Annotated in this window: 19 protein-coding genes and 1 other RNA gene; 15 read left to right on the forward strand and 5 right to left on the reverse strand. The window is 35.2% G+C overall.

Annotation, left to right across the window (positions count from 1 at the left end):
* Positions 1–2: 2 nt before the first annotated feature.
* The gene (locus I567_RS10320; protein WP_016252164.1) at positions 3–248 is read right to left on the reverse strand and encodes a hypothetical protein; all 246 of its coding nucleotides are present in this window, start codon (positions 246–248) and stop codon (positions 3–5) included.
* Positions 249–368: 120 nt separating this feature from the next.
* On the reverse strand, positions 369–986 hold the full coding sequence (gene lexA, locus I567_RS10325; protein ID WP_016252165.1) for a transcriptional repressor LexA: 618 nt from the start codon (positions 984–986) through the stop codon (positions 369–371).
* Positions 987–1,131: 145 nt separating this feature from the next.
* On the opposite strand from lexA, the gene I567_RS10330 reads away from it, so the two are divergent.
* The 7 genes from I567_RS10330 to nth all read left to right on the forward strand — a co-directional run bounded on the left by I567_RS10330 (position 1,132) and on the right by nth (position 6,946).
* The gene (locus tag I567_RS10330) at positions 1,132–1,371 is read left to right on the forward strand and encodes a DUF896 family protein (protein WP_016252166.1); all 240 of its coding nucleotides are present in this window, start codon (positions 1,132–1,134) and stop codon (positions 1,369–1,371) included.
* Positions 1,372–1,483: 112 nt separating this feature from the next.
* Entirely contained in the window at positions 1,484–3,478 is a 1,995-nt protein-coding gene (tkt, locus tag I567_RS10335) for a transketolase (protein ID WP_016252167.1), read from the forward strand.
* A gap of 177 nt (positions 3,479–3,655) precedes the next feature.
* Positions 3,656–4,585, forward strand: coding sequence for a cysteine synthase A (gene cysK, locus I567_RS10340; RefSeq protein WP_016252168.1), 930 nt, complete (start codon positions 3,656–3,658; stop codon positions 4,583–4,585).
* A gap of 135 nt (positions 4,586–4,720) precedes the next feature.
* On the forward strand, positions 4,721–5,155 hold the full coding sequence (locus I567_RS10345) for a Fur family transcriptional regulator (RefSeq protein WP_016252169.1): 435 nt from the start codon (positions 4,721–4,723) through the stop codon (positions 5,153–5,155).
* A gap of 1 nt (position 5,156) precedes the next feature.
* A complete protein-coding gene (locus I567_RS10350; protein WP_016252170.1) occupies positions 5,157–5,531 on the forward strand; it encodes a RidA family protein in 375 nt (124 codons plus the stop codon).
* 72 nt (positions 5,532–5,603) lie between these two features.
* Positions 5,604–6,299, forward strand: a complete 696-nt coding sequence (locus I567_RS10355) for a DnaD domain-containing protein (RefSeq protein ID WP_016252171.1) — start codon at positions 5,604–5,606, stop codon at positions 6,297–6,299.
* Complete coding sequence (gene nth / locus I567_RS10360) at positions 6,299–6,946, forward strand: endonuclease III (RefSeq protein WP_016252172.1); 648 nt, start codon at positions 6,299–6,301, stop codon at positions 6,944–6,946. The genes I567_RS10355 and nth overlap by 1 nt, the downstream gene beginning before the upstream one ends.
* A gap of 43 nt (positions 6,947–6,989) precedes the next feature.
* On the opposite strand, the gene I567_RS10365 is transcribed toward nth, so the two are convergent.
* Together I567_RS10365 and recU are read right to left on the reverse strand one after the other, a co-directional pair.
* Positions 6,990–9,341, reverse strand: coding sequence for a PBP1A family penicillin-binding protein (locus I567_RS10365; RefSeq protein WP_016252173.1), 2,352 nt, complete (start codon positions 9,339–9,341; stop codon positions 6,990–6,992).
* A complete protein-coding gene (gene recU / locus I567_RS10370) occupies positions 9,319–9,951 on the reverse strand; it encodes a Holliday junction resolvase RecU (protein ID WP_016252174.1) in 633 nt (210 codons plus the stop codon). Before recU ends, I567_RS10365 begins: the two co-directional genes overlap by 23 nt.
* A 57-nt stretch (positions 9,952–10,008) precedes the next feature.
* Here recU and I567_RS10375 point away from each other — a divergent pair, with 57 nt between their 5' ends.
* The 8 genes from I567_RS10375 to alaS all read left to right on the forward strand — a co-directional run bounded on the left by I567_RS10375 (position 10,009) and on the right by alaS (position 19,371).
* Entirely contained in the window at positions 10,009–10,554 is a 546-nt protein-coding gene (locus I567_RS10375; protein ID WP_016252175.1) for an SLOG family protein, read from the forward strand.
* A gap of 135 nt (positions 10,555–10,689) precedes the next feature.
* On the forward strand, positions 10,690–11,106 hold the full coding sequence (gene gpsB / locus I567_RS10380) for a cell division regulator GpsB (protein WP_016252176.1): 417 nt from the start codon (positions 10,690–10,692) through the stop codon (positions 11,104–11,106).
* A 14-nt stretch (positions 11,107–11,120) separates the two neighbouring features.
* Positions 11,121–11,478, forward strand: an RNA gene (gene rnpB / locus I567_RS12515) — RNase P RNA component class B.
* 69 nt (positions 11,479–11,547) lie between these two features.
* Positions 11,548–12,720: a THUMP domain-containing class I SAM-dependent RNA methyltransferase gene (locus I567_RS10385; protein WP_016252177.1), complete on the forward strand. Its 1,173-nt coding sequence runs from the start codon at positions 11,548–11,550 to the stop codon at positions 12,718–12,720.
* A complete protein-coding gene (locus I567_RS10390) occupies positions 12,717–14,063 on the forward strand; it encodes a DEAD/DEAH box helicase (protein WP_016252178.1) in 1,347 nt (448 codons plus the stop codon). Before I567_RS10385 ends, I567_RS10390 begins: the two co-directional genes overlap by 4 nt.
* Positions 14,064–14,190: 127 nt before the next feature.
* Positions 14,191–15,240, forward strand: a complete 1,050-nt coding sequence (locus I567_RS10395) for a DUF7278 family profilin-like fold-containing protein (RefSeq protein WP_016252179.1) — start codon at positions 14,191–14,193, stop codon at positions 15,238–15,240.
* A gap of 88 nt (positions 15,241–15,328) precedes the next feature.
* Positions 15,329–16,459, forward strand: a complete 1,131-nt coding sequence (locus I567_RS10400) for a hypothetical protein (protein ID WP_016252180.1) — start codon at positions 15,329–15,331, stop codon at positions 16,457–16,459.
* 275 nt (positions 16,460–16,734) lie between these two features.
* Complete coding sequence (gene alaS, locus I567_RS10405; protein ID WP_016252181.1) at positions 16,735–19,371, forward strand: alanine--tRNA ligase; 2,637 nt, start codon at positions 16,735–16,737, stop codon at positions 19,369–19,371.
* 43 nt (positions 19,372–19,414) lie between these two features.
* Here alaS and I567_RS10410 read toward each other — a convergent pair whose 3' ends face one another.
* Positions 19,415–20,092 carry a YoaK family protein gene (locus tag I567_RS10410; protein ID WP_016252182.1) on the reverse strand — a complete coding sequence of 226 codons (678 nt, stop codon included), beginning with the start codon at positions 20,090–20,092 and terminating at the stop codon, positions 19,415–19,417.
* Positions 20,093–20,120: the final 28 nt, after the last annotated feature.

Raw genomic sequence — 20,120 nt, forward strand, 5'->3', positions numbered from 1 at the left:
ATTTAATATCTATGATGAGCAGTGGGATATTCTTGATCATAAATATAGAAATAATTGGATTGATTTTTGCTCTTTTGTTGCTTCATTTTACGTTTTAACATACGATTACGACGATCATCCCAAGCCATAATCCATAATATGACGATAGGCGCTAGATAGATAGGGATTTGATGATTGCCATAATCCCCAATGAATAGACCGAGAAAGAAAATGATGAGTAATAAGCCCATTTGTCGAATAAATTTCATAAATACCCCTCTTTTCGAACGTTTGTTTGCATATCATTATTATACGAATGTTTGTTCGAAAAGTAAAGAAAAAAATAAAAAATCTTCTAAAATAGATAAATAGAAGATTTTTTTAAGGAATTAATAATTACGATATAGGCCAACTACAACACCTAGAATCGTTACTTCATCTAATATAATCGGTTCTAACAAATCATTTTCAGGCTGTAAACGAAAATGATTGGCTTCTTTATAAAATCTCTTACAAGTGGCTTCATCATCTGCCGTCATCGCAATCACGATTTCACCGTTACGTGCAGATGATTGTTTGCGAACAATGACTTGGTCACCATCTAAAATACCTGCATTAATCATACTTTCTCCACGAATCGTAAGCATAAATAAAGGTTCACTTTCATCCGTTAATTCTGGTGGAACAGGGAAGTAATCCTCGGTCTGTTCAACTGCTAAGATTGGATTTCCGGCTGTAACTACACCAACAATCGGAATTTGTTGTTTGACGATACCAATTTTTTCCAAACCATGTGCGGTGAGTTCTAAAGCTCGTGGTTTTGTTGGATCACGATGAACTAAGCCTTTTTTTTCAAGTCTTTCTAAATGACCATGCACAGTGGATGATGACGCTAAGTTTACAGCTTGGGCGATTTCTCTAACAGTTGGTGGATAATTCTTTTCTTGTAAGAAATCATGAATATATTTTAAAATATTCAATTGACGTTCTTCATTATATCTAGGCATTTTCATCACCTTTTCTTCTTTTTTTACAATTATAACATACTGCCAACGTTAAATCAAACAAGCGTTCGTAATTTGATTTAGATTGTTGCTTTTTGAGGAATATTTATATTATTATATAGTTATCACAAATATTCGGAGGAAGAGAATGTTATCAGAAGAAAAAATTAAACGAATTAATGAATTAGCAAAAAAGAAAAAAGAAGAAGGTCTCACTGAGGCAGAACAAAAAGAGCAACATTTATTGCGTCAAGAATACTTAGAAGCCTTCCGTGGGGGGATGCGTCATCATATTGAAGGGATGAAAGTTGTTGATTTGCAAGGAAATGATGTAACTCCTGAAAAACTTAAAAAAATTCAAAAGCAAAAAGGGTTGCATAATCGATAATTGATTATAAAAAAATGGTTTCATCAAGCTATTGCTATTTTTAGTAAATTTCGCTATAATGTAAGCGTAATTAAAGTAAAAAAAACTAAAAATGCTAGGAGGCAATATTACTATGTTTGATACAATCGATCAATTAGGCGTCAATACTTTACGTACACTAAGTATGGATGCTATCCAAAAAGCAAATTCTGGACATCCTGGTTTACCTATGGGCGCTGCGCCAATGGCTTATGCACTATGGACAAAACACCTAAAAGTGAACCCAACAACTTCTAGAAATTGGGTAGACCGTGATCGTTTCATTCTTTCTGCTGGCCATGGTTCAGCCTTATTATATAGTTTATTACACTGTGCTGGATATCAAGTTTCTATTGATGATTTGAAAAACTTCCGTCAATGGCAAAGTAAAACACCTGGACATCCTGAAGTCAATCATACAGATGGTGTAGAAGCAACGACTGGTCCATTAGGTCAAGGTATTGCAATGGCTGTGGGTATGGCAATGGCAGAAGCACATCTAGCTGCTAAATTTAATCGTGATCATTTCAACGTGATGGATCATTACACTTATGCTATCTGTGGTGATGGTGACTTAATGGAAGGTGTTTCACAAGAAGCAAGTTCATTAGCTGGACACTTAAAATTAGGCAAATTAATCGTTCTATATGATTCAAATGATATTTCTTTAGACGGTCCAACAAGCAAAGCCTTCACAGAAAATGTTGGTCAAAGATTTGAAGCTTATGGTTGGCAACATATTTTAGTTAAAGACGGCAATGATTTAGAAGCAATTTCTAAAGCGATTGAAGAAGCTAAAGCAAACACTGAACAACCAACACTTATCGAAGTTAAAACAATCATTGGCTTTGGCGCACCTAAACAAGGTACATCTGCAGTTCATGGTTCACCACTTGGAGCAGAAGGAGTCAAAGCCGCTAAAGAAAGCTATGATTGGGAATATCCTGAATTTACAGTTCCGGATGAAGTAAAGACACGTTTCCAACAAGAAATTATCGAAAAAGGGCAAAAAGCAGAAGAAGCTTGGAATCAATTATTTGCAGCATATGAAAAAGCTTACCCAGCATTAGCAGAAGAATTCAAACAAGCCTTCAGCGGTGAACTTCCTGTGAAATGGGATCTTGATTTACCAAAATATGAAGTTGGTTCTGCTCAAGCAAGTCGTGTCTCAAGTAAAGAAACGATTCAAGCTATCTCTAAAGCTGTTCCTTCATTCTGGGGTGGTTCAGCTGACTTAAGTGCTTCAAATAATACAATGGTTGCTGCTGAAAAAGATTTCGAACCTGGTAGTTATGAAGGCCGCAATATTTGGTTTGGTGTTCGTGAGTTTGCAATGGCAGCAGCTATGAATGGTATTCAACTTCATGGTGGTACAAAAGTTTACGGTGGCACTTTCTTCGTATTCGTCGACTATTTAAGACCAGCCATCCGTTTAGCTGCTCTACAAAAACTTCCAGTAACTTATGTATTAACACATGACTCTGTAGCTGTTGGGGAAGATGGACCAACACATGAACCAATCGAACAATTATCAAGCTTACGTAGCATGCCTAATTTGAATGTGATTCGTCCTGCAGATGGTAACGAAACACGTGCAGCTTGGAAAGTAGCAATGGAATCTACTGAAACACCAACTGTATTAGTATTAAGTCGTCAAAACTTACCAGTCATTGAAGGAACGAAAGAACATGCAGACGAAATGGTTGCAAAAGGTGCTTATGTTGTTTCTCCAGCTAAAAACGAAACGCCAGAAGGTATCTTAATTGCAACTGGATCAGAAGTTAATCTTGCAGTTCAAGCACAAGCAAAATTAGCTGAAGAAGGTATTGATGTATCTGTTGTTTCTATGCCAAGTATGGAACTATTTGAAAAACAAAGTGATGAATATAAAAATGCTGTTTTACCAAGAGGCGTTAAAAGACGTGTTGCTATCGAAGCAGGCTCATCATTTGGTTGGAGACAATATGTGAAATGTAAAGGTAAGATTATTTCTATTGACGAATTTGGTGCCTCTGCTCCAGGTAATTTAGTACTTGATTCATTTGGCTTTAATGTAGAAAACGTAGTGAATACCTTCAAATCTTTCTAATAAGACTGATTTAAAATATTTATGAGAAACAAGGATAGTTTTGCTATTGAAGCTATCCTTATTTATTTTTCTTACTTTTGATCGATAAAAATTCTTTATCACAACGAATTGAATGATTTGTGTTTTTCTATTTCATTCGCTAAAATAGAATCAACAAAAGCATAGAAGGTGAATGTAATGAGTAAAATTTATAATTCTATTACCGATTTAATTGGAAATACGCCAATTGTCAAACTAAATCATTTTGCTCCTGAAAATGGTGCTGATATTTATGTTAAGGTTGAATCATTTAACCCTGGAAGCAGTGTGAAAGATCGTATTGCATTAGCGATGATTGAAGCCGCTGAAAAAAATGGGCAATTAAAACCAGGTGATACGATTATTGAACCAACTTCTGGTAATACTGGGATTGGTTTATCTATGGTAGGAGCGGCAAAAGGCTACAATGTTATTATCGTAATGCCTGATACCATGAGTATTGAACGTCGTAAATTAATGCAAGCTTATGGCGCTAAATTAATCTTAACTCCTGGTAGTGCGGGAATTAAAGGATCAATTGATAAAGCAACCGAATTAGCAAAAGAAAAGGGCTACTTCTTACCATTACAATTCGAAAATCCGGCGAACCCTCAAATTCATGAAGAAACAACTGGGAAAGAAATTGTCGATGCCTTTGGTGAAGATGCACCTGATGCATTTGTCGCTGGTGTGGGAACTGGTGGTACAATTACTGGTGTCGGTCACGCATTGAAAAAAGCTTATCCAGATATTAAAGTCGTTGCTGTAGAACCTGCAGAATCAGCTGTATTAAGCGGACAAAATGCTGGTCCACATAAAATCCAAGGTATTGGTACCGGATTTGTTCCTAAAACATTAGATACCGACGTTTATGATGAAGTGATTGCTGTTAAGAGTGATGATGCTTTAGCTACAGGACGTACTTTTGGTCAAAAAGAAGGCATTTTAGTTGGTATTTCATCTGGAGCAGCCCTAAAAGCGGCTTACGATTTAGCTGTTAAATTAGGTAAAGGCAAGAAAGTCGTTGCGTTACTGCCAGATAATGGCGAACGTTACTTATCAACTGCTTTATACCAATTTGAAGATTAATACTCAAATTTAATCCAGCTACAATATGTTGGCTGGATTTTTTGTTCTTTTACAATTTAGAATTATTAAAAATCACTAGCATTCTTCACAAATTAATAGTAGAATAGAATTAGTTTCAGAAATGGAGGGATTCGTTTGAGCACAACTTTAGAACACGCAATCTCTAAATTAGAATCAGAAAATGTTCGATTAACCTCACAACGTATGGCTATATTAGAATATTTAGAGAATCATCATATACATCCCACAGCTGAAGAAATTTACCACGGAATCAAAGAAAGTTTCCCTGGTATCAGCGTGGCAACTGTATATAATAATTTAAGATTATTTACAGATTTAGGCTTCTTAAAAGAGATGAGCTATGGTGATTCATCAAGTCGTTTTGATTTTACAATTAAACCACATTACCATGTTATTTGTGAAAAATGTGGGAAAATTACCGACTTTTTTTATCCTGGTTTAGACGATGTGGAGATGGCTGCGGGAAAAATTACCAATCATTTAATCCATAGCCATCGTTTAGAAGTTTATGGTATTTGTGAAGAATGTCAAAAAAAGGGAGAGAAATAAAATGATTATTCATACAGATGATGCACCTAAAGCCATTGGACCATATGTTCAGGCAAGAATTGCAAACGGATTTTTATTTGCATCTGGACAAGTACCGCTTGATCCAAAAACAGGTGAAATTGTTGGTCAAAATATTCAGGAACAAACTGCACAAGTCCTAAAAAATATTCAAGCAATATTGAAGGCTGCTAATCTTACTCCAGACAACGTAGTAAAAACAACATGTTTCTTGAAAAATATGGATGATTTTGTCGCATTTAATGAAGTATATGCAACAATGTTCAATGATAAGTTACCTGCACGTTCAGCAGTTGAGGTAGCTAGACTTCCTAAAGATTTGCTAGTAGAAATTGAAATTATTGCGGCAATTGATTAATTTATTTTTACTAACTGGTTCAAACTACATTGAGCCAGTTTTTTCACTTTTAATAAAAAGGGAGGTATCTATTTGCTTAGAGAGTTCCAAGAAGCAGGACAAACCGTCGTAAGTAATTTGATATTAGATTATTACCAAAAAATAGGCATGAATAATGAAGAATTCATCATCTGGTTGCAACTTTATCGTTATGTACAAGAAGGGAATCGATTTCCAGACGCCAGTGTCATTGCTGAAAAATTAAATTTACCCTTAAATACCGTATTTTCTGCCATTAATAATTTGATACAAAAAGAATTGATTCTCATTACGCAAAAGGAAGATTCAACTGGTAAAAAAACAGATTGTTATGACTTTTCGCCAATTTACGATCGTATTGAGCAGTTAATTACGCAATCTTCAAAACAAAATGAAAAAAATTCCACACAGATGAAAGTGAAAGAATTATTTCAACATTTTGAGGAAGAATTCGGTCGTACATTATCTTCTATTGAGTATCAACGCATCAATCAGTGGCTTCAGGAAGATCATTATTCAGTTGACTTAATCTATTTAGCCTTGAAAGAAGCAGTTATTAATCAAGCCTATAGTCTCAATTATATAGACCGCATTTTGTTAAGTTGGGAAAGAAAAAATATTACCAGTCCGCAGCAAGTAAAAGAAGAGCAAAATAAACGTAAGCAAAAATTTACCTCCAATGGTCAAACTACAAATCATAAATCACCTAAATCTAAAATTACTATGTATAATTGGTTGGAGGGAAAATGATGTTAGGCAAAGAAAAAACACAAAAAGTACTTGCAATCATGTATGAAATGTTCCCTAATGCAAAGTGTGAATTAAACTATCAAACACCTTTTCAATTACTCATTGCTGTCATATTAAGCGCCCAAACTACCGATGTAAGTGTGAATAAAGCAACACCACAATTATTTGCTCGCTTTCCTGATGCTTTTCATTTGGCCAATGCACCAATTGAAGAGGTGCTAGCATGTATTCGCTCCATCGGCTTATATCGCAATAAAGCCAAAAATATCAAAGCTTGCGCCCAACTATTATATGAAAAATATAATGGAGAGGTGCCACAAACGAGAGAAGAACTTATTGCTCTACCAGGCGTGGGGAGAAAGACGGCAAATGTTGTTTTAGGAGAAGCTTTTCATGTACCGGCTCTTGCTGTAGATACCCATGTTGAAAGAGTGAGTAAACGATTGGCAATTGTGAAAAGCGAGGCCAATGTATCAGAAGTAGAAGAAACGCTAATGAAGAAAATTCCCAAAAATAAGTGGGTACAAACACATCATACATTGATTTTCTTTGGTAGATATCATTGTACTGCGAAAAATCCAAAATGCGACCAATGTCCATTGTTACAATATTGCAAAGAAGGTAAGAAAAGACTTGGTATAAAATAAGACACAAGTTGTAGAGATAAATCTACAACTTGTGTCTTTTTCATTATTGATTGTTATTATTGGTAGCACCATTATTGCTATTGCCGTTGTTATCGTTTTCATTCGGCGAAGAGGACCCATTATTATTCGTTGTATTGTTTGTATTGCCATTTCCGTTATTATTTTGGTTGCCATTTCCATTATTATTTTGGTTGCCATTTACACCATTATTTTGTCCTGGATTATTCGGTTCTACTACAGCTGTTGTATCTTCAGAAGAGGTAGTGGTTGCTTGATTATCTTCAGTTTTTGATTCTTCTGTTGTCGTTGAACTTTCAGCTTTTGTACTTGATGGCTGGGTTGGCGTATTCGCTTTTTTGGCTTGAGAATAGCTTTTTGAATTGGTAAAATACAATTCTCGTCCATATCGTACAAGTCCTGATGGCATCTTCCAATCCTTACTTTCGTTGCCATCTGTCATATAGCTCATCAACTCACGATACACATCTGAGGCAACTTGTGAAGAATCATCGGTTACTGGTGTTTTACGATCATTATAACCAGTCCATACAGCTAATGAATAATTAGGTGTATAGCCGACAAATGAAATATCAGGATAGGCACCTCTTGAAGTATCAATATTGGCTAATTCTTCAGTTGTATAGTTTGAAGTACCGGTTTTCCCTGCTTGAATTAACCCACTAATTTGTGCATTTGTCCCTGTACCATATGTGATAACATCTTTTAGAATATCGGTAATCATATAAGCCGTAGTTGATTCCATTGCTTTTGTACCATCTGCTTCAAAAGCTTCTTCTGTACCATCTTGATAGACAATTTTATTTACATATTGTGGTTCATAGTAAGTACCACCATTCGCAAAAGCAGCATAAGCAGCGGCCATTTTCAGACTAGAAACACCATACTTAGTACCATCTTGCTTGCCTGTATTACTAGAAATCGCATTAAATTGTTGTAAATCAGAATAATCGATATTTAGTCCATTCAAGAATTTCTTCACATTTTTAACATCTACATCCATAAACAGTTTAGCAGCAGGAACGTTTCTTGAAAGGTATAAAGCTTTACGCAAAGTCATTGTGCCATAATATTGATTATCCCAGTTGTTTAATTGAATATTGGTTCCAGCATAAGTGTAAGGTTCATCAACTATTGTTTTTCCTGTTGAGTATTTTAAATATTCAAAAGCGGGACCGTAATCAGTTATTGGTTTAACTGTTGAGCCAAAATCTCGTGAAGTACTTACAGCTAAGTTATAACCTAAAATTGTCCCAGCCGGAATATTACGTCCACCAATCTGTGCAAGAACCTTACCATTATGCACATCCATTAATGTCGCAGCGACCTGCATATTTTTATCAGGATAGTAGACATAGTTTTCAGAATTCACAATTTCATATAGTCGTTTTTGAGCATTCACATTTAAATTAGTATAAACTTTTAGGCCATCTGTATAAATATTTTTTCCAGTTTTTGATTTCACTTCATTAATGACTTCTTTGATGTAGTTATCATAATACTTCCAATCAGCATTTTGTGTTGCAGGGGTAGTAAGTAACCCATCATTAATTGGGGTTGCCACAGCTTGTTCATAGTCAGATTTACTGATTTTTTTATTTTGATACATGGTTAGCAAAACAATGTCTCTACGTTTTTTTGCTGAATCTGGATTGGCATATGGATCAAACAAGGTAGGGGCGTTTGGTATGCCAGCTAATAACGCAGTTTGTGGTAAGGTTAATTGGTCTAAAGGCTTACCATAAAAAGCTTTCGAAGCAGTTTGCATCCCATAAATACCATTTGACATATAGACTTTATTAATATAGTAAGTCAATATCTCTTGTTTAGATTTCATACGTTCTAATTTAATTGCTAATACGGCTTCTTGTGCTTTTCGCTTTAAAGTTTGGTCTGATGCTTTAGTAGAGAAGAATGATAATTTAATCAATTGTTGTGTTAACGTACTTCCTCCTTGTAATCCACCGGAACGTACATTAGAAACCAGTGAGCCAACGATACGAATTGGATCTACACCGATATGTTTATAAAATCTTTTATCTTCCACTGACACAACCGCATCAGCAAGTTGTTGTGGAATCTCAGTTGCACTGATTTTTTCACGATTTTCAGCACCAATATCTGTAATTTTTTCACCGTTTGCATCATAAATGATTGATGAGACAGTCGTATCTAAGGATTGGTCTGTTAATTCTGGCGCATCTTTTGCATAGAAAAAGAATAGACCGACACCCGCTAAGAATAGTACAAGACAAGCAGCAAACACAATACCGATTAGTTTCACAAATAATGAGCCGCTTGAATTTTGCTTAGATTTCTTATTCATCGGTTTTTTTTGATGGTGTTTGGCCTTTCTAGTCGAGGTTTGATTTGCCATTTCTGTGTTCTCCTTTATTTTCTAAAAATTGTTTAACCGCTGCTAAATAATCAATTCGAGGAGCGATTTTCATGGTAATTTCAATTCCTTTTGCTTCTATTTCGTTTAGCGTAATCGATTTTCTCTGTTGCTCTTGACTATCCCATTTTTCAATTAATGTCTTTGCATCTAGAAAAAAACAACGCTTCAAAGCACTAAAATAAAGCAATACAAAACAAATTCCGCCTTGGAGTAAACAATTTCTCATATGCTCAATCTGATGAGAATGGAAATTTTTTAAAGGAAATGAAGTTTTATTTTGGGTAGCTTTTGCCTCAAAATCAAGATAATATCCTTGATAAATCCCATTATAATCTGTAGTTGAAGCTTCTTTAAAATAGGCTTCTTTGATTGTTGCTGCACTACGTTTGGGGTAGTCGACTTTCACAATTTGAATGGGGGTGGGCTTTTTATGTATGACAGCAATTTGTTTATTTAAGTAATATTCATTACTTTCATTAATAGCCTCTTCAAAACGCATCCCACGATTAGCAAAAGTGAGTGGCGATTTTTTTGCTGACTTCCATCCTGTCTTGTGATAAACTTTTCCATTGGGATAATGAAAGTTCATAAATTTCACACTCCTGAAACTATTATACCAAAAAATAAAATAGAAAGAAAAGTGTAGATGAAAAAACGGAAAATTATTGCCATCACTGGATATCGTAATTATGAATTAGGGATTTTTCAAGCAAAAGACCCGAAATTAGCAATACTTTATAAATTTATTAAACATTCTTTACGACAATTAATAGATAATGGTGCACAATGGTTTATCATAGGCGGTAATTTAGGGGTTGAATTGTGGAGTGCACAGATGGCTTTTGAATTACAAAATGAGGGATATGATATTCGGATAGGTGTCTTACTACCTTTTCAAAATTTTGGCGAAAATTGGCAAGGTTATAATCAACAAACATTTGAAGAAGTCATCCAACAGGCAGACTATCTCAATTTTGTTAGTCAGAAAACTTATTCTGATCCTTCACAATTAAGAAATCATACCCAATTTATTGTGTCACATGCCGATGTAATGTGGGCAATTTATGATAAAGAATTTCCTGGCAAATCCCAATATTTACTGAAAGAATGGGAACGAACAGGAAAAGAATTAATACTAAATTCGATGGATGACTTACAAAGTTTTGCAAATGACATCTTTGAAGAAAGGTAAATGATAAGAATTAGCTTTTTGGTTAAATTTTTATGAAAAACAATAGAAATTTTCTAGAAATTGTTTGATTTTATTTATGGTTTTATATAGAATAGAAAAAGAAGTGTGGACAAAAGAGACTATGAGGTGAAAATAATGGCAAAGTATAACTACAAAGCAATTGATATTTTTAATAAAGAATTCAAAGTAAAAATGAGAGGATTCGATCCAGATGAAGTGGATGAATTCCTAGATAATATTATGAAAGACTATGAAACTTTCAATAAAGAAATCCTTGCATTACAAGAAGAAAATGACCGTTTAAATGCTAAAATTAACCAATTAAATAAGAGTCAAGCAGTAATGTCAAAAATCCAACCTGAAAGCCAAAAGAGTCAAACAGTAACAAATTTTGATATTCTTAAACGCTTATCAAATCTTGAAAAAGAAGTCTTCGGTAAAAAATTAGATCAAGAAGTGACGATTGAACCTTCATCTTCTTTAAGTAGTTTGAGTGCTAATTATACCAATAATGATGATGAAGATGATTTAGACAAAACACGTCTATTTTAATGAATTTAATTGTGGTTTTCGGATAATCGCGGGGTATTCTTTACCCTGAGGAAAGTCCATGCTCACACAAGCTGCGATGCTTGTAGTGTTCGTGCTTAGCGAAACAATAAGCTAAGGTATAGTTTTACTATAACGGCGGAAGTAATGGCTAAGGAAATTTCTATGCCAGAGAATTCCTTAACGTGCAACAGTGACGATAAATAAGAGAAATCTTATTGTGAAACGGGTAAACCCCTCGAGTGAGCAACCCAAATTATGGTAGGGGCGCCTTTTGGACGGAAATGAACGGATCAAAGGGGCATTGAATGCAGATAGATGATTATCCATATCTTTTTTCCCTGGATAAGATAGGACAAAACATGGCTTATAGAAAATCACAATAAACAGGGTTTGGCTGACAGTGGTTCAGCCGTTTTTTTTAGTAAAATTTAGGAGGAAATTATGCAAAAAGAGCAGACTTTTCAATTAATTGCAACTGCAGCAAGTGGGTTAGAAGCATTAGTCGGAAAAGAATTACGAGAAATGGGCATTGCATGCCAAGTAGAAAATGGCCGTGCTAGATTTCGTGGAAATATGGAGACAATTGCTAAAACGAATCTATGGTTGAGATGTGCAGATCGTGTCAAAATTGTAGTTGGCGAGTTTGAAGCAACCAGTTTTGACGAATTGTTCAATAAAGTAAAAAGTTTACCTTGGGAAGATTATCTACCTTTAGATGCAAATTTTCCTGTAGAAGGTAAATCAATTAAATCAAAATTGTTTAGTGTTTCTGACTGCCAAGCGATTACAAAAAAGGCTATTGTCAATCGTTTGCGTGAATATTATCATCGACCAAGTCATATGCCACTTCCTGAAACAGGGGCATTATATAAATTAGAAGTCGCTCTGTTGAAAGATAAAGTGACCCTCACACTTGATACCACCGGACCAAGTTTATTTAAACGAGGATATCGTCTGGATAAAGGGGGCGCGCCGTTAAAAGAAAATATGGCTGCTGCAATGATCATGTTAACGAATTGGCGAAAAGATCGTCCTTTTATCGATCCAGTATGTGGTTCTGGAACATTATGTATCGAAGCAGCTTTAATCGGTCACAATATTGCACCTGGCTTTAATCGTGAATTTGTCTGCGAAACATGGAGTTGGTTTGATCAGGATATTTTCGAAAAGGTTCGTACTGAAGCGGATGAACAAGCGGACTATGACGTTGAACTAGATATTTTGGGAATGGATATTAATGAAAACATGATTGAAATTGCCAAACAAAATGCACTCGAGGCTGGACTTAGCGATTCAATTACCTTCAAACAACAAGCTGTTAAAGACTTTAAAACAGATAAAGAATATGGTGTAATCGTTGCGAATCCGCCTTATGGAGAGCGTTTAGGTGAGCGCGATACTGTTAGAAAACTTTATCGCGAAATGGGGCAAGTCATGAAACCACTAACGACTTGGAGCAAATATATATTAACAAGTGATTTAGCTTTTGAAGAATTTTATGGGCAAAAAGCAACTAAAAAACGAAAACTATATAATGGGGCGTTAAGATGTGATTATTTCCAATATTGGGGAACACGGCCACCTAGAAAAGAGAAGAAGGAGGAGATAAAATGAGTTTTGCAGCCTTTCAATTACAAGATTATTTATTGACTGCGATTGCGGATAAGGGATTTAAACAACCTACAGAAGTGCAAGAACGATTAATACCTGTCATTCAAGCTGGTCGCAGTGTTGTGGGACAGTCTCAAACAGGAACAGGGAAAACTCATACCTTTTTATTACCGATTTTTAATCAATTAGACTCGGAACAACAAAATGTGCAAGCCGTTATTACAGCGCCTAGTCGAGAATTAGCTACTCAAATTTATCAAGCGGCCAAACAATTAGCTGATTTTTCTGGTGAAGAAATTTCAATTATAAATTTTGTTGGTGGGACAGATAAATTACGTCAAGTAGAACGATTAGCCACTAAACAACCGCATATCGTTATTGGTACACCAGGGAGAATTTTGGATTTAGTCACTTCAGGGGATTTATTGATTCATACCACGCAAGTTATGGTTGTTGATGAAGCTGATATGACTCTAGATTTAGGATTCCTAGCTGATGTTGATCAAATTGCCGGTAGAATGCCTGATAATTTACAAATGCTTGTATTTTCAGCTACAATTCCTGAAAAATTACGTCCATTTTTGAGAAAATATATGAACAATCCTTTAATTGAAGAAATTAAACCCAAGACGGTCATTTCAGAAACAATTGATAACTGGTTAATTTCAACTAAAGGTAAAGACGTGAACCAAATTATTTATCAATTATTAACAATTGGACACCCTTATTTGGCGATTGTATTTGCGAACACGAAACAAAGAGTAGATGAAATCAGCCAATATTTGAAAAACCAAGGATTAAGTGTCGCAACGATTCATGGCGATATCTTACCTCGTGAACGTAAACGCGTCATGAAGCAAATTCAAAATTTAGACTTTCAATATGTTGTCGCAACCGATTTAGCTGCACGTGGTATTGATATCGAAGGTGTATCTCATGTTATCAATGCTGAGATACCGGATGATTTAGAGTTCTTTATTCATCGTGTAGGAAGAACCGGACGGAATCAATTACCAGGCACAGCTATAACTCTTTACGAACCAAGTGATGAAAGAAAAATTAATGAAATTGAAGCACTAGGTATTACTTTCAAACCAAAAGAAATCAAGAATGATGAGGTCATTGATTCCTATGATCGTAATCGTCGTCAAAAACGTGAAAAAAAACGCGATGAGTTAGATACGACATTGATTGGCTTAGTGAAGAAGAAAAAGAAAAAAATTAAGCCTGGCTATAAGAAGCAAATTCAACGAGAAATTGAGAAATCAAATAAACAAAAACGTAAAATGGAACGTCGACAAAAAGGACGTACTGCAAGAAAACATAAGAAAAACTCAAGTATATAATCTAAACAGTCTCCCATTTGTATGCGGAGGCTGTTTTCATTTTACGAAATTTTTTTAAAATCATTCATCCGATTAATGTCAAGTATGTTATAATGTGAGCATGTATAAAGGTTTTGGGAGTGATTACATGAAGGTTATCGATGCTTTGGACTGGTCAAATTGGAAAAATTATTCTGTGAGCACTAAAAGAGATTTATTTAGTCAAATACTGGCTTATTATGTCAGTCCCCTCAAACAAGTAAGTCATATTACTCTGAGTCAGTTTGAATTAGCAGGTGTTAAATGTGAAACTTTTGAGGTAAATCTAGATGAGGAAACTTTTGTCTTTTTACCAGGAAAAAAAGGTGCTATTTTAGGTTGGGATTCTGGTACACAACCTTTACCTGCTTTTTATTGGGATATGAAAAATGCCATTTATACGAAAAGAGTGCAAGACTATCAAAAAAATTACGGATTACAAACAACTGAAGAATGGGATATTTTTATTAATGAATCAACTTCTAGTTTACGCCAGATTGATATTCCACCAATGTTAGTGGCAAAATATGCCTTGCCAGTCGGCTGTAGTTACTTAGGAGAATACCATGCAGTAACAGGTGAATTCATTGGTGCCTTAGATGAATTTGTAAAGTATGAAAATCAAATTAAACAGGCCTTAACTCCTCCACAAAATTTCGAAGACTCTTTATTCTTTGAGTTTCCAAATGAATTATTTCACGAAAATCAATTTTACGCCAAACTAAATCCTGAACTTGAAAACTATACGATATTTTCACATCAACTCTGTACGCAAGAAGAGTTACGTAAATATTTACAAAAAGAAGTCATGGATTTAATGAACGAAGACCAATGGGAATATGCGGTAGGTGGTACGACTCGACGATTATTTAGATGGGGGAATGAGCTGTTAGAAGACCATTCATTTTGGAAAAACCAAATACATAAAATCGTGAGTCGGCCGAATATGTTTGGTTTAAGTTTTGCTGGAGATTTGAAGCAATTTGAGATTACTGCTGATCAACAATTAAAACTAGATCAATGGGAATATTGCCAAATCCCACTTTTAGATTATCTACCACTATCAACTTACTATCGTCCTAGAAAATCTATTTCGCCTTTTGAAGTTCTTTCGCCTAAAGATTATACTTATCGTAAGGCAATCATTATTGAAGAATAATTAAATAATTTTTTTAATATTTTAATTTGTATTTAGGGGATGACAATGCTAGTATTATCTAGTAATTGTTGTTTTTAGGAGGATGAGGATGGATAAAAAAATTCTGAAAATTATTATTACACTTTTACTAATGGTTTCTGTATCTGTTATTTGTATTTTCGGATATAATTATTCTCAACGTCATACAGATACACAATCAAAAGATGTCATTGAAAATTTTGTTGAAAATGTGAATCAACAATATGATCAAGTGAATAAAAAAGTTGCAACAGGTTACTTAAACAAAGAGAAGATATTCCTGGCTAAAGATCTAGATCAAAAGAAATTAGATGATATTCAACAAAGTATCAATAATTTTGAAAATGAATATAATGCAGCTTTGGCTAATCTAAAAAGTTTGAATTCTGATGATCTAGCGTCTTATCAATCACAAGTTCAAGCTGTAAAAGATAAAGTAAATCAATTACTAACAAACTTCCAATCATTACAAAAAAAATTTGCTAGTCAAAAAGCAATCAATGGTTTATTTGAACATCCATTTCTGACAGGTGATAAGCAAAATAAGGAAGTATTGATTACGGCGTCTTTAAAGCAAGCTGATTTTGATCAAGTGAAAAAAGCAAATTATACGAAAGATGCCAAAGATGATTATCAAAAAGCATTAAATCAAGGGTTAGATATTGCTGAAGGACAAATCAAAGCTGTGACTCAAGCTAAAGACCTATATAACCAATTATATAAAGATCAAACTGTGACTGAACAGGCAAATCAAGCAAGCTTAGATCAGGTGAAACAATTGATTGGTCAAATTAAAAATCCAAAAATCAGAGATAGTTTTACTGAAGGCTTACAAGCAATTGAGGCAATGGTCCAGGCCCAAGCAACCACACAAACAGAAACAACAACTGCTTCAGCTACAAACACTGATGGCACAATGAATCAAGATACAACGATATATGATAATACAACACCAAATTATAATTATGGTGGCAATAATACATCAAATTATAATCCATCAGCAGGAAATGGCACTAATACGGGTGGAACAGGTAACCAAAATAATCAAGGACAACAAACACCTGGGAATCAAGATACTGGTGCTGATACTGGTACCGGTAGTAGTGAAGAGCCTACACCATCCACACCAGATCCAGAAACACCACAAAATGATAATGAGTTTATTGGTGAAAATGGCGGTAATTTTACTTGGAATGAGTAATTTGCATTGACATCTTATACAAAATTACCTATACTATGAAAAGTAAAGGATATGGTATTTAAGATAGTTGTTCTAGAGAGTCTTATGGTGGTGGAAGTAAGATACAGCCGTTAAATATTGCTCCCTTTATTCCATTGGTAGAAATATCAACGTGAATCTAGCGTTAATAGATATAAAGAGGTAATGATCAGACATCATTGCAAGCAGGGTGGTACCGCGAGTTTCGTCCTTGCATGCAGTGATGTCTTTTTAATTTTAAAGAAAGTAGGAGAATTATGAAAGAATTATCTAGTGCTCAAGTGCGCCAAATGTTTTTAGACTTTTTTAAATCAAAAGATCACAATATCGAACCAAGTGCATCTTTAATCCCAGTTAACGACCCAACACTATTATGGATTAACTCTGGGGTTGCGACATTAAAAAAATATTTTGATGGTTCAATTGTTCCTGAAAATCCAAGAATTACCAATGCTCAAAAATCCATTCGTACCAATGATATTGAAAATGTGGGTAAAACAGCCCGTCACCATACCATGTTTGAAATGTTAGGAAACTTTTCAATTGGTGATTACTTCAAAACAGAAGCCATTCACTGGGCTTGGGAATTTTTAACTTCACCTGAATGGATGGCCTTTGATCCAGAAAAACTTTATGTGACTGTCTATCCAAAAGACACGGAAGCTAAACGTATTTGGCATGAAGAAGTTGGTCTACCTAAAGATCATATCGTGGAAATTGAAGATAATTTCTGGGATATTGGTGCTGGTCCAAGTGGTCCGGATACAGAAATTTTCTATGACCGTGGTCAAGAATTTAAAAATGTGGCTGAAGATGACCCAGAAAACTATCCTGGGGGCGAAAATGAACGTTACTTGGAAATTTGGAATCTTGTCTTTTCAGAGTTCAATCATAAACCAGATGATACTTATGAACCACTTCCACATAAAAACATTGATACAGGGATGGGGCTTGAACGAATGGTTTCTATCGTCCAAAATGCACCAACTAACTTCGAGACTGACCTGTTTATGCCAATCATTAAAGAAGTGGAAAAATTAAGTGGTAGTGTTAAATACGGACAATCACCATTAACAGATATTTCCTTTAAAGTAATTGCTGACCATATTCGTGCCTTATCTTTTGCAATTGGCGATGGAGCCTTACCGTCAAATGAAGGCCGAGGCTATGTTTTACGTCGTTTATTACGTCGTGCGGTCATGCATGGTCAAAAACTAGGCATTAAGCAAGCTTTTCTATATCAATTAGTCCCAGTTGTTGGAAAAATTATGGAAAGCTACTATCCTGAAGTTCTTGCTAAAAAAGACTTCATTGAAAAAGTTATCAAAAACGAAGAAGAACGCTTCCACGAAACAATCAATGAAGGTCTAGCCATCTTAAACCAAGTCATCGCCCAATTAAAAGAAAATCACGAAGATACTTTACAAGGTAGTGATATTTTCCGTCTATATGACACTTATGGTTTCCCTGTTGAATTAACGGAAGAAATTGCCAGTGATGAAGGATTTAAGATTGATCATGCGGGATTTGAAGTAGAAATGAAAGCCCAAAGAGAACGTGCGCGTAATGCTCGTAGCAAAGAATTATCTATGGGAGTTCAGTCTGCCTTATTGACTGATATTAAAGTTGAAAGTGAATATGTCGGTTATGAAGTATTAGAAGCTGAAAGTGAATTATTAGTCCTCATTCAAGACGAAGCGATTGTCGACAGTGTATCTGAAGGTGAAGTCCAAGCTATTTTTGCACAAACACCATTTTATGCTGAAATGGGTGGACAAATTGCTGATACCGGAGATATTATCGATGGCAGTGGACAAGTGGTCGCTCATGTAACTGATGTCAAGAAAGCACCAAATGGCCAATTCTTACATGCACTTGAAGTAAAAGAAGCATTAACTGTGGGGCAAACTTACCAATTAGTAGTCGATAAAGCGCGTCACAACCGTATTATCAAAAATCACACTGCAACCCACCTTTTACACAAAGCATTAAAAGAAGTGTTAGGAAGCCATGCCAATCAAGCGGGTTCTCTTGTAACACCGGATCATTTACGATTTGACTTTACGCATTTTGGTCAAGTAACCCCCGAAGAATTAATTCGCATGGAACGCATTGTGAATGAGAAAATTTGGGAAGCTTTACCTGTAGTAACCATTGAAACAGATATTGATTCTGCTAAACAAATGGGCGCGATGGCTTTATTCGGCGAAAAATATGGCCAATTTGTACGTGTGGTGAATGTGTCTGACTGGTCTATTGAATTATGTGGTGGAAATCACGTGTCAAATACTGAAGAAATTGGTATCTTCAAGATTGTTGCTGAATCAGGTATCGGAGCTGGTGTGCGTCGTATTGAAGCCGTAACAAGTAAAGCAGCTTATGAATTGCTTGAAAATCAAGAGCAAATCTTAAAACAAATTGCAAGTTTAGTGAAAGCACCACAATATAAAGAAGCTACAACAAAAGTAGAACAACTTCAACAACAATTACGTGAAGTACAAAAAGAAAATGAAGCACTGGCAAGCAAATTAGCAAACCAACAAGCGAGCGATGTCTTTAAAGATGTCAAAGTTGTTAATGATGTGAAATATATTGCTGCTAAAGTGCAAGTGAAGGATATGAATCAATTGCGTCAACTTGCCGACCAATGGAAGCAAAAAGCCATTTCTGATGTGTTAGTTTTAGCGACAGAAAATGATGATAAAGTGAATCTATTAGCTGCCGTAAGTCCAAATGGCTTAGAAAAAGGAATTAAAGCAGGTGACTTAATTAAAGCTATTGCACCAAAAGTTGGTGGTGGCGGTGGTGGCCGTCCTGATATGGCCCAAGCTGGTGGTAAAAATCCAGCAGGTATTCCGGATGCATTAAATGAAGTGGCGAACTACTTAGCATAATAAACAAAAGAAGAAGCTCTGAAAACAAAGAGCTTCTTCTTTTTTATGGATTCATGATTTTTCTTAATCTGAACATTTGGTACGTTTGACTAAGCGCTAAACCAAAGAATAGTAAAGCAGTTAACCGAATCGCTTTAAAATGATAATGATGACTCAGTAAGGCAATGGTGAAAGCCCCAGCAAAAAATGACATGACAACAAATAAATAATGGAAAAATTGACGTAGATTTTGTTCTTTCCCATGCTCAAGATAATCGAATAAATTAGTTGCCATTGATTTTAAATTACCGGTAGTCATAATACTGGTATAACTCATACCGTTAATCCGTTCAAAACTACACCATTGCATCGCCGTAGCAAACGAAATAATAATGGTAATCACGGTAATCGGCAAATCTACAATAAACAAACTTAGCATAAAAAAGACTAGTGTTTCAAAATATAGAATGCCTAGACGCCAGAATGGATGATTTTTTTTGCGAAAATAGCTCACTAAAAATTTCGTCAAGATAATCCCTAAAAAGAAAAAGAGGGTGGACAATAATTTCTCGCCTACTAAAGTAAATTCACCCTTAACAGCATCGATAATCGCTAACACGAGATTACCTGTTTGTGTGGCAGCGAAAGTATTGAAATGATAATACGTAAATGCATCAATGCCCCCGCCAATAAAAGTCAAGAGTAAGCCAACAAAGCGGTTTTCATGGAATGTGGTTTCCATTTTTTCAACTCCTTCAATTCATGCCTTA

Source organism: Enterococcus cecorum DSM 20682 = ATCC 43198 (assembly GCF_000407565.1).
In the GTDB taxonomy this organism is placed as follows: Bacteria; Bacillota; Bacilli; order Lactobacillales; family Enterococcaceae; genus Enterococcus_E; species Enterococcus_E cecorum.

What these genes read in the sequence shown, in the direction of transcription:
- I567_RS10320 (WP_016252164.1), bottom strand. Translation starts at nt 248, where the DNA reads ATGAAATTTATTCGACAAATGGGCTTATTACTCATCATTTTCTTTCTC.
- lexA (WP_016252165.1), bottom strand. Translation starts at nt 986, where the DNA reads ATGCCTAGATATAATGAAGAACGTCAATTGAATATTTTAAAATATATT.
- I567_RS10330 (WP_016252166.1), top strand. Translation starts at nt 1,132, where the DNA reads ATGTTATCAGAAGAAAAAATTAAACGAATTAATGAATTAGCAAAAAAG.
- tkt (WP_016252167.1), top strand. Translation starts at nt 1,484, where the DNA reads ATGTTTGATACAATCGATCAATTAGGCGTCAATACTTTACGTACACTA.
- cysK (WP_016252168.1), top strand. Translation starts at nt 3,656, where the DNA reads ATGAGTAAAATTTATAATTCTATTACCGATTTAATTGGAAATACGCCA.
- I567_RS10350 (WP_016252170.1), top strand. Translation starts at nt 5,157, where the DNA reads ATGATTATTCATACAGATGATGCACCTAAAGCCATTGGACCATATGTT.
- nth (WP_016252172.1), top strand. Translation starts at nt 6,299, where the DNA reads ATGTTAGGCAAAGAAAAAACACAAAAAGTACTTGCAATCATGTATGAA.
- I567_RS10365 (WP_016252173.1), bottom strand. Translation starts at nt 9,341, where the DNA reads ATGGCAAATCAAACCTCGACTAGAAAGGCCAAACACCATCAAAAAAAA.
- recU (WP_016252174.1), bottom strand. Translation starts at nt 9,951, where the DNA reads ATGAACTTTCATTATCCCAATGGAAAAGTTTATCACAAGACAGGATGG.
- I567_RS10375 (WP_016252175.1), top strand. Translation starts at nt 10,009, where the DNA reads ATGAAAAAACGGAAAATTATTGCCATCACTGGATATCGTAATTATGAA.
- gpsB (WP_016252176.1), top strand. Translation starts at nt 10,690, where the DNA reads ATGGCAAAGTATAACTACAAAGCAATTGATATTTTTAATAAAGAATTC.
- I567_RS10385 (WP_016252177.1), top strand. Translation starts at nt 11,548, where the DNA reads ATGCAAAAAGAGCAGACTTTTCAATTAATTGCAACTGCAGCAAGTGGG.
- I567_RS10390 (WP_016252178.1), top strand. Translation starts at nt 12,717, where the DNA reads ATGAGTTTTGCAGCCTTTCAATTACAAGATTATTTATTGACTGCGATT.
- I567_RS10395 (WP_016252179.1), top strand. Translation starts at nt 14,191, where the DNA reads ATGAAGGTTATCGATGCTTTGGACTGGTCAAATTGGAAAAATTATTCT.
- I567_RS10400 (WP_016252180.1), top strand. Translation starts at nt 15,329, where the DNA reads ATGGATAAAAAAATTCTGAAAATTATTATTACACTTTTACTAATGGTT.
- alaS (WP_016252181.1), top strand. Translation starts at nt 16,735, where the DNA reads ATGAAAGAATTATCTAGTGCTCAAGTGCGCCAAATGTTTTTAGACTTT.
- I567_RS10410 (WP_016252182.1), bottom strand. Translation starts at nt 20,092, where the DNA reads ATGGAAACCACATTCCATGAAAACCGCTTTGTTGGCTTACTCTTGACT.